This is a genomic window from Pararhodobacter sp. (genome assembly GCF_034676075.1).
Taxonomy (GTDB): domain Bacteria; phylum Pseudomonadota; class Alphaproteobacteria; order Rhodobacterales; family Rhodobacteraceae; genus Pararhodobacter.
In genome coordinates, this window is sequence record NZ_JAUCCQ010000148.1 from 1 (window position 1) to 9,643 (window position 9,643).

At 66.4% G+C, this 9,643-nt stretch carries 8 protein-coding genes; 7 read left to right on the forward strand and 1 reads right to left on the reverse strand.

What is annotated here, in order from left to right; all coding sequences use genetic code 11:
• Positions 1-68: 68 nt before the first annotated feature.
• Positions 69-902 (reverse strand): prephenate dehydratase, encoded by an 834-nt coding sequence (locus VDQ18_RS21345; RefSeq protein ID WP_323022884.1) that lies wholly within the window; start codon positions 900-902, stop codon positions 69-71.
• A gap of 120 nt (positions 903-1,022) precedes the next feature.
• Here VDQ18_RS21345 and VDQ18_RS21350 point away from each other — a divergent pair, with 120 nt between their 5' ends.
• From VDQ18_RS21350 to VDQ18_RS21380, 7 genes are all read left to right on the forward strand, one after another.
• Complete coding sequence (locus tag VDQ18_RS21350) at positions 1,023-1,553, forward strand: c-type cytochrome (RefSeq protein ID WP_323022885.1); 531 nt, start codon at positions 1,023-1,025, stop codon at positions 1,551-1,553.
• 137 nt (positions 1,554-1,690) lie between these two features.
• Positions 1,691-2,179 (forward strand): hypothetical protein, encoded by a 489-nt coding sequence (locus tag VDQ18_RS21355; RefSeq protein ID WP_323022886.1) that lies wholly within the window; start codon positions 1,691-1,693, stop codon positions 2,177-2,179.
• A gap of 125 nt (positions 2,180-2,304) precedes the next feature.
• Positions 2,305-4,239: an extracellular solute-binding protein gene (locus VDQ18_RS21360; RefSeq protein WP_323022887.1), complete on the forward strand. Its 1,935-nt coding sequence runs from the start codon at positions 2,305-2,307 to the stop codon at positions 4,237-4,239.
• A gap of 10 nt (positions 4,240-4,249) precedes the next feature.
• Positions 4,250-5,341: a microcin C ABC transporter permease YejB gene (locus VDQ18_RS21365; RefSeq protein ID WP_323022888.1), complete on the forward strand. Its 1,092-nt coding sequence runs from the start codon at positions 4,250-4,252 to the stop codon at positions 5,339-5,341.
• A gap of 3 nt (positions 5,342-5,344) precedes the next feature.
• Complete coding sequence (locus VDQ18_RS21370; RefSeq protein ID WP_323022889.1) at positions 5,345-6,454, forward strand: ABC transporter permease; 1,110 nt, start codon at positions 5,345-5,347, stop codon at positions 6,452-6,454.
• The gene (locus tag VDQ18_RS21375; protein ID WP_323022890.1) at positions 6,451-8,073 is read left to right on the forward strand and encodes an ABC transporter ATP-binding protein; all 1,623 of its coding nucleotides are present in this window, start codon (positions 6,451-6,453) and stop codon (positions 8,071-8,073) included. The genes VDQ18_RS21370 and VDQ18_RS21375 overlap by 4 nt, the downstream gene beginning before the upstream one ends.
• Positions 8,070-9,296: a glycosyltransferase gene (locus VDQ18_RS21380; protein ID WP_323022891.1), complete on the forward strand. Its 1,227-nt coding sequence runs from the start codon at positions 8,070-8,072 to the stop codon at positions 9,294-9,296. The genes VDQ18_RS21375 and VDQ18_RS21380 overlap by 4 nt, the downstream gene beginning before the upstream one ends.
• Positions 9,297-9,643 lie beyond the last annotated feature (347 nt).

Here is a 9,643-nt window from a genome sequence, read left to right on the forward strand (position 1 = left end):
GAAACCAAAGAGAAAGCAGTCCCGGCAGGGCAAGGCCGGTTACGCGGGGGCAAACCTGCCCCACGTGCTCAGAGCCGCGCGTCCGAGGCCGGGTAGGTGCCCAGGATATGCAGCCGGGTGGTGAAATAGCTCAGCTCGTCCAGTGCCAGTTTCACGTTGGGGTCGTCGGGGTGCCCCTCGATATCGGCATAGAACTGCGTGGCGGTGAACGAGCCGTCGACCATGTAGCTTTCCAGCTTGGTCATGTTCACGCCATTCGTCGCGAACCCGCCCATGGCCTTGTAGAGGGCCGCCGGGATGTTGCGGACCTGAAACACGAAGGTGGTGATCATGCCATGGCTGCCGCGCCGGGTCAGGTCGGGTTCGGGCGACATGACCAGGAAGCGGGTGGTGTTGTGGTGGTTGTCCTCGATATCCGTGGCCAGCACATCCAGCCCGTAGATCTTCGCCGCCATCTCGCTGGCCAGCACCCCCTCATGCGCGATGCGGGTGCGGGCCAGATCGGCGGCGGCACCGGCGCTGTCGGCGGCGGCCTCGGCGGTGATGCCCTTGGCCTTGAGGAAGCTGCGCGCCTGCGGGATCAACACCAGATGGGCGCGGACATGGCGGATATCCTCGAGTTTCGCACCCGGCAGGCCCATCAGCGCGATCCGCACCCGGACGAAGGCTTCGTCCACGATATGCAGCCCGCTTTCCGGCAACAGGCGGTGGATGTCGGCGACGCGGCCATAGGTCGAATTCTCGACCGGCAGCATGGCAAGCTCGGCCCGGCCCTCGCGGACCGAGTCGATCACCTCCTCGAAGGTGTTGCAGGGCAGCGCCTCGAATCCGGGGCGCGAGGCCGCGCAGGCCTCGTGCGAATAGGCGCCGGGTTCGCCCTGGAATGCGATACGCTTGCTCATCATGCCCTCCGCCCGCAAAAAGCAGGCTGCTCAGTCAATTCGTCGCGGTAACTAGCGCTTGAATTGGCCAAGGGGAAGCGGGTAGAAGGGCGCGACTTCTGCTCAGGCTCGGGATGCGACATGTTCGATACCATGGTTATCACCAAGACGGTGGCAGCGCTCTGCGCGGCACTCCTGTTCTTCCTTCTTGCGAATTGGGGCGCCTCGGCGATCTATCTGCCCGCCGCTCATGGCGACGACCATGCCCATGCGGTCTATCCGCTGCCCGTCGAGGGCGGTGAAGGCGCGGCTCCGGCTGCCCCGACCAACCCCGATGACGGCATCGACGTGATGGCGCTCTACGAGACCGCCGATTCCGCCGCCGGCGCCGCGCTGTGGCGCAACTGCCAGTCCTGCCACAAGCTGGACGGCACCAACGGCACCGGCCCGCATCTGGACGGCGTGGTCGACCGCGCCATCGACGCGGTGGACGGTTACAACTATTCGGGCGCGCTGCTGGCCATGGGCGAAACCTGGTCGGTCGAGAACCTGTTCCACTTCCTGCGCGATCCGCGCGGCATGGCGCCGGGCACCCGCATGAGCTTCCGCGGCCTGTCCAGCCCCGAGGACCGGGTCAACCTGATCCGCTACCTCGCCGATCATCCGGGCTGATCCGCCTGACCAACTGATTGTCAAAGGGCCGCCGCTTCCGCGCGCGGCCCTTTTGCTGTCCGGGGGGCAGGCGGAAATTGCTTGCCGGAAAGGGGCCGCCGCGCTTTCATCCGTGCTGACCCCTGCGAGACACCGCCATGACGCCCCGCGCCAAAGCCCTGCTCCTGTGCCTGATGCTGGTCCCGGTTCCGGCCCTCGCCGATACCGCCCGCGAGACCGGGCAATTGCCCTCGGCCGCCGACACGCTGAACCTTGAGGCCCCGGCGCCCGCCTTCGACCCCGATGCGGGCGTCGATCTGCTGGCGCTTTATGCTCAGGCCGACCCGGTGGCGGGCGAGGCCTATTTCACCCGCCGCTGCCAGGTCTGCCATTCGCTCGACCCCAACGACAACGGCGTCGGGCCCAGCCTGTTCGACGTGGTCGGCATGCCGGTGAATTTCGTGCAGGGCTACACTTATACCGGCGCCCTGGCCCGTCTGGGCCCGGTATGGGACGTCGCGGCGCTGAGCCGTTTTCTGGCCCGCCCGACCGAGGCGGCGCCCGGCACCAGCATGGCCTTCTTCGGCACGCAGGACCGCGCCGACCGCCTGAATGTCATCCGTTTCCTCGAAGAGCGCGCGCGCTGAGCTTTCGCGGGCAGAAAACGGGCTGCCCTCACGCAAACGCCACTTGCAACACAGGGCAGGGGCGGATTTAGGTGGAGAAAGCCCATCTGACCCCCAGAAGTCAGACGTCTACAGGAGAGCGCCGCATGACCCGACCCGTTTCCCCCCTGACATCGAAATCCGCCCTGACGCTGACGCGGCGCGGCTTGATGGGCGGGGCGGCGGCACTGGGGGCGGGGCTGATGATGCCGCGGCGGGGCCGGGCGCAGGACAATCTGATCCGCGCGCACGGCTATTCCTATTACGGCAACCTCAGCTATGCCGAGGATTTCGAGCATTTCAACTACGTGAACCCGGACGCGCCCAAGGGCGGCGAGATCTCGGAATACGCCTCGGGCACCTTCGATTCGATGAACCCCTATTCGCGCCGGGGGCGGGCCGGGCGCTACAGCCACGCGATCTATGAAAGCCTGTTGCTGACCAGCGGTCCCTTCGGCGATGCGACCCCCGCCGATGTCTATGACGAGCTTTACGGGCTGCTGGCCCATACCATCGAATACCCCGAGACCAAGGATTGGGTGATCTTCCACATGCGCCCCGAGGCGCATTTCTCGGACGGGACGCCGTTGACCGCGCATGACGTGGTGTTCAGCAACGACCTGATCCTGGAGCAGGGCCTGCCCTCCTACGCCGAGGCCGTCCGCCAGCGGGTGCTGAGCGCCGTGGCGCTGGACGATCACACCGTCAAATTCGAATTCGCGCCGAATATCTCGCGCCGCTCCCTGATCGACCAGGTGGGTTATCAGGCGGTGTTCTCGAAGCGCTGGTACGAGGAGACCGGCGCCCGCCTCGACGAGCCGCGGATGGAGATTTCGCCCGGCTCCGGCCCCTATGTGCTGGACAGTTTCGAGGTGAACCGCCGCATCACCTATCGCCGCGACCCGAATTATTGGGCGAAGGATCTGCCGATCAACGTCGGCCGCAACAATTTCGACCGCATCCGGGTCGAGTATTTCAGCGATGACGCCGCCGCGTTCGAGGCCTTCAAGACCGGCGAATACACCTTCCGCGCCGAGGGCAACTCGCGCCAATGGGCCATCGGCTACGATTTCCCGGCGGTGGACCGCGGCTGGGTCAAGCGCGAGGAAATCCCGGACGGCACGCCGCCCACCGCCACCGGCTTCATCTTCAACCTCAACCGCCCGGTCTTTCAGGACCGAAGGGTGCGCGAGGCGCTGTCGCTCGCCTATAATTTCGAATGGACCAACCAGCAGCTGCAATACGGGCTGATGAGCCAGCGCTATTCCTATTCCCAGGGCTCGCCGCTGGAGGCCACGGGCGTCCCCGAAGGCGCGGAACTGGCGTTCCTGCAATCGCTGGGCGATCTGGTGCCGCCGGAATTGCTGACCGAAGAAGCGGTGACCGCCCATAGCTCGTCTGCCGATCAGCTGATCGACCGGCGCAACATGCGCCGCGCCAACCGTCTGCTGGAAGAGGCGGGCTGGACCGTCGGCGACCAGGGCCTGCGCCGCAACGCCGAGGGGCAGCGGATGGTCATCCAGTTCCCCTATTCCACCGCCGGTTCCGCCACGGCGGAGGCGATCATCGAGAGCTTCCTCGACAATCTGCGCACCATGGGCATCGACGCGCAGGGCCAGCGCATCGACCCCGCGCAATATACCGAGCGCGAGCGGAACCACGATTACGACATGATCCTCGATTCCTATCCGCCCTTCCTTGATACCGGCACCGGCCTCTTGCAGCGCTTCGGGTCCGAGGCGGCGGATGACCTGTTCAACCCGGCGGCGCTGCGCAGCCCGCTGGTGGACGAGATCATCAACATCTCGCTGGTGACCGAGTCGCCCGAAGATCGCGATACCACGCTGCGCGCCCTGGACCGGGTGCTGCGCTGGGAACGGATCATGGTGCCGCTGTGGTACAGCGCCAACCAATGGTTCGCCTATTGGGACATGTACCGCCATCCTGAGGAGACCCCGCGCTATTCGGCGGGGGTGCTGGACTGGTGGTGGTACGATGCCGAGCGCGCGGCAGAGTTGCGCGCCGCGGGGGCGCTGAGGTAGGGCTTCCGGCATGGGTGCCTATATTCTCCGCCGCCTGCTGCTGGTGATCCCCACGCTGATCGGCGTGATGATCATCAATTTCACGCTGGTCCAGTTCGTCCCCGGCGGGCCGATCGAACAGGTCATCGCCAACATGCAGGGGCAGGGCGACGTCACCCGCGGCTTCACCGGCGCGGGCGATGACGCGAGCCGCGGCGGCGGTGGCGGCGAAGAGCGCTATATCGGCGCCCGCGGCCTGCCGCCCGCCTTCATCGAGCAGCTGGAACGCGAATTCGGCTTCGACAAGCCGCCGCTGCAGCGCTTCCTCGACATGATGTGGAATTATTTCCGCTTCGATTTCGGGACCAGCTATTTCACCTCGAAGACCGTGATCCAGCTGATCATCGAACGCATGCCGGTGTCGATCTCGCTGGGGCTCTGGTCGACGCTCATCGCCTATATGGTCTCGATCCCTCTGGGCATCCGCAAGGCGGTCAAGGACGGCACGCCCTTCGATACCTGGACCTCGGGCGCGATCATCGTGGGATACGCGATCCCGGGCTTCCTGTTCGCGATCCTGTTGCTGGTGCTGTTCGCGGGCGGGTCCTATTTCCAGTGGTTCCCGCTGCGCGGTCTCCATTCCGAGGCCGAGGCCGTCGCACAGATGAACTGGTTGGAATACGCGCTCGATTACGCGCATCACATGGTCCTGCCGACCATCGCGCTGACCATCTCCAGCTTCGCCACGCTGACGCTGCTGACCAAGAACTCGTTCCTCGATGAACTGAGGAAGCAATACGTGGTCACCGCCCGCGCCAAGGGGCTGGTGGAGCGCAAGGTCCTCTATGGCCATGTGTTCCGCAACGCCATGCTGATCGTCATCGCCGGGTTCCCGGCCGTGTTCATCGGCGCCTTCTTCGGCGGGTCGCTGATCATCGAGGCGGTCTTCTCGCTCGACGGGCTGGGCAAGCTGTTCTACGAGGCGGCGCTGGCGCGGGATTATCCGGTGATCTTCGGCACGCTGTTCATCTTCACCCTGCTGGGGCTCATCGTCGGCATCATCTCGGACCTGATGTATGTCTGGATCGACCCCCGCATCGACTTCGAGACGCGGGAGAGCTGACGCATGGCCCTGTCGCCCCTGAATCAACGGCGCTGGCGCAACTTCCGCGCCAACCGCCGGGCCTTCTGGTCATTGTGGATCTTCCTGGTCCTCTATGGCGTGACGATGTTCGCGGAATTCCTGGCCAATGACGTGCCGATCGCCGTCAGCTACCGCGGCGATGTGCAATTCCCGATCTTCCAGTTCTACCCGGAAACCGCCTATGGCGGCGAGTTCCGCACCCAGGCCGATTACCGCACGGACGAGGTGCAATGCCTGATCCGCACCGGCGGCATCGAATGGTGTCTGGACGATCCCGAGGACGCGCTGGCCCAGGCCGAAGCCACCGGCACGGTCGAGGGCGAGCCGGTGGTCGCGGGCTGGCTGCTCTGGCCGCCGATCCCCTATTCCTATGACACGATCAACAACCTCGGCGGCCCGGCGCCCTCGGCTCCCGATGCCGATCATTGGCTGGGCACCGACGGCGGCGCGCGGGACGTGCTGGCGCGGGTGATCTATGGCTTCCGGCTCTCGGTCAGCTTCGCCTTCGTCGTGGTGGCGATCTCGTCTGTCGTGGGGATCTTCGCGGGCGCGGTGCAGGGCTTCTTCGGCGGCGTCACCGATCTGGTGGCGCAGCGGCTGATCGAGCTCTGGGGCTCCGTCCCCTCGCTCTATGTCATCATCATCATCGCCGCGATCACGCCGATGAACTTCTGGCTTCTGGTCTTCCTCATGGTGATGTTCAGCTGGACGGCGCTGGTGGGCGTGGTGCGGGCCGAATTCCTGCGGGCGCGGAACTTCGAATACGTCCGCGCGGCCCGGGCGCTGGGCGTCTCGAACGGGCGGATCATGTTCCGCCATGTGCTGCCCAACGCCATGGTCGCCACCGTCACCATGCTGCCCTTCATCATCACCGGCGCCATCGGCGCGCTGGCCACGCTCGACTTCCTGGGCTTCGGCCTGCCCGCCAGCGCCCCCTCGCTGGGCAACCTGACGCTTCAGGCGAAACAGAACCTGCAGGCAACCTGGCTGGGCTTCACCGCCTTCTTCACCTTTGCCATCATGCTCAGCCTGCTGGTCTTCATCTTCGAGGGCGTGCGCGATGCCTTCGACCCGCGAAAGACCTTCCGATGAGCCTGCTGCGTGTTCAGGACCTGAGCGTCACCTTCCGCCAAGGCGGGCAGGAGACCCATGCCGTCAAGGGCGTCAGCTTCGACATCGCCGAGGGCGAGACGGTGGCGCTGGTCGGCGAAAGCGGCTCGGGAAAGTCGGTGACGGCGCTGTCGACCGTGGGCCTGCTGGGCGATGCCGCGCATCTGGCCGGTTCGATCACCTTCGAGGGCGCCGAGATGGTCGGCGCCGACGCGGCTGAGCTGCGGCGCGTCCGGGGCAATGACATCAGCTTCATCTTTCAGGAGCCGATGACCTCGCTGAACCCGCTGCACACAGTCGAGCGGCAGATCACCGAGGCGCTGGAACTGCACCAGGCGCTCCGCGGCGAAGAGGCCCGCGCCCGGGCGCTGGAGCTTCTGGAAAAGGTCGGCATCCGCGACGCCGAAACCCGGCTCACCGCCTATCCGCACCAGTTGTCGGGCGGGCAGCGCCAGCGCGTCATGATCGCCATGGCGCTGGCCAACGGCCCGAAACTGCTGGTCGCGGACGAGCCGACGACCGCGCTCGACGTGACGATTCAGGCGCAGATCCTCGAACTGCTGGCCGATCTGAAGCGCACCGAGCGCATGTCGATGCTGTTCATCACCCATGACCTGAACATCGTCCGCCGCGTGGCCGACCGGGTCTGCGTCATGCAGAACGGCGAGATCGTCGAGCAGGGCCCGACCGAGCGCGTCTTCACCGATCCGCGCCACCCCTATACCCGCAAGCTCTTGGCCGCCGAGCCGCAGGGCCGCCCCGACCCGGTGCCCGCCGACGCGACCGAGATCCTGCGCACCGAGAATCTGCGCGTCTGGTTCCCGATCACCCGCGGTTTCCTGCGCCGCACCGTCGGTCATGTGAAGGCGGTCAACGATGCAAGCCTCAGCCTGCGCGCGGGCGAGACGCTGGGCATTGTCGGCGAAAGCGGCTCGGGCAAGACGACGCTGGCGCTGGCCATCGCCCGCCTCACCCGGTCCGAAGGCAGGATCGTTTTCCTCGGCCGCGACATCTCGGCCGGGGCCCGCGACGGGACCGGCCGCGCCGCGCTCAGGGCGCTGCGACGCGACATGCAGATCGTCTTTCAGGACCCCTATGGCAGCCTGAGCCCCCGCATGACGGTCGAGGAGATCATCGCCGAGGGGCTGGGCGTCCATGGCGTGCCGACCGGCGGCAGCGCCCGTCAGGCGGTCGCCGCGATCATGGAGGAGGTCGGCCTCGACCCCGCCATGATGCACCGCTACCCGCATGAATTCTCGGGCGGGCAGCGGCAGCGGATCGCCGTGGCCCGGGCCATGATCCTGCAACCGAAGCTGGTCATTCTGGACGAGCCGACCTCGGCCCTGGACATGACGGTACAGGTGCAGATCGTCGAGCTGCTGCGCAATCTGCAGCGGCGCCATGGGCTGGCCTATCTGTTCATCAGCCACGATCTGCGCGTCGTGCGGGCCATGGCGCACCAGATCCTGGTGATGAAATCGGGCGATGTGCTGGAATACGGCCCCGCCGCGCAGATCTTCGACGCGCCCGAAAGCGAGTATACCAAGGCCCTGCTGGCGGCGGCTTTCGACCTGCGCACGATCGGCCGGTCCGAGGGATGAAGATCCTCTTCGTTCACCAGAATTTCCCGGGCCAGTTCCTGCATCTGGCCCCGGCTCTGGTGGAACGCGGCCATGACGTGACCGCGCTCACCGACGAGACCAACGCCCGCAAGACCGCCATCACCACCTTCCGCTACCGCAAGCCCGATCCCCGCCCCGATCCCAAGGTGGCGCAGCTGGGCACCACCTTTGCCGAGATGACGAACCGCGCCTATCGCGTGGCCCGCGCCGCCCGGATCCTGCGCGACCGGCACGGCTATCGCCCCGACGTGATTTTCGGCCATGGCGGCTGGGGCGAGACGTTGTTCCTGCGCGAGGTCTGGCCCGAGGCGCGGCTCATCGTCTATGCCGAACTCTATTATTCGCCGCGCGGGCTGGATGTCGGGTTCGATCCCGAATTCGCCTCGGCGACCGAGGATAAGGCCTATGCCGTCGTCGCCCGGCAGGGCCATCAGGCGCTGATGATGGCGCAGGCCGATGCGGCGCTGGCCCCGACCGAGTTTCAGGCCGACACCTTCCCCGCCTGTTTCCGCGACAAGATCACCATCATCCACGATGGCGTCGATACCGCGCGGCTGGCGCCTGACCCCTCGGCCCGCGTGACCCTGCCTTCGGGCGTCGAATTCCGGGCGGGCGATGAACTCCTGACCTTCATCAACCGCAATCTCGAACCCTACCGCGGCTATCATTCCTTCATGCGCGCCCTGCCCGAGGTGCTGCGCGCCCGGCCCCGCGCGCAGGTCGTCATCATCGGCGGCGACGAGGTGAGCTATGGCGCGCGCCCGGGCGGCGGCCGCAGCTGGAAGGAGATTTTCCTCGATGAGGTCCGCGACCGGCTGGACCTGTCGCGCGTGCATTTCACCGGCAAGGTGCCCTACGCCACCTTCGTCGGCCTCATGCAATGCACCCGCGTGCATTGCTATCTGACGGTGCCCTTCGTTCTGTCCTGGTCGATGCTGGAAGCGATGAGCGCCGGGGCTCTGGTGGTCGGCTCGCGCACCGCCCCCGTCGAGGAGCTGATCGAGGAGGGGGTGAACGGGCGGCTGGTGGATTTCTTCGACACCGGCGCCATGGCGGCGACGCTGACCGAATGCCTTGCCCGCCCCGCCGAATTCGAGCCCCTGCGCCGCGCGGCCCGGGCGCATATCGTCGAGAATTATGACCTGACCCGCATCTGCCTGCCCCGCCTCATCGCCTTTGTTGAAGGGACGCTGGAGGCGTGACTCTAGCGCGGGTGCAAGTCGGGGTGCAGACCGGGTTTCCGTCGAAGCGGGCGGGCGCGAATCCCGGATCTCTGCCAACCGTAGCGCTTCGGCCCTCAGCGCCCCGCCCCTGGCTTTCGATACTGCGCGGGGGGCAGGCATGAGATCGCATGCCTGAGGGATCTGTGACCCGGCATCCAGGGGATCGCGTTGCCTTTGCGGGCAAGGACGATCCCGCCGACGGTCGGCGGCCACCATCGGCGCGGCTACCTTGGAGGCCTTGACCCCGAGGCCTGACGACCGCACGGCGCTTCCTCGCTTCCTCGCTTCCTCGCTTCCTCGCTTCCTCGCTTCCTCGCTTCCTCGCT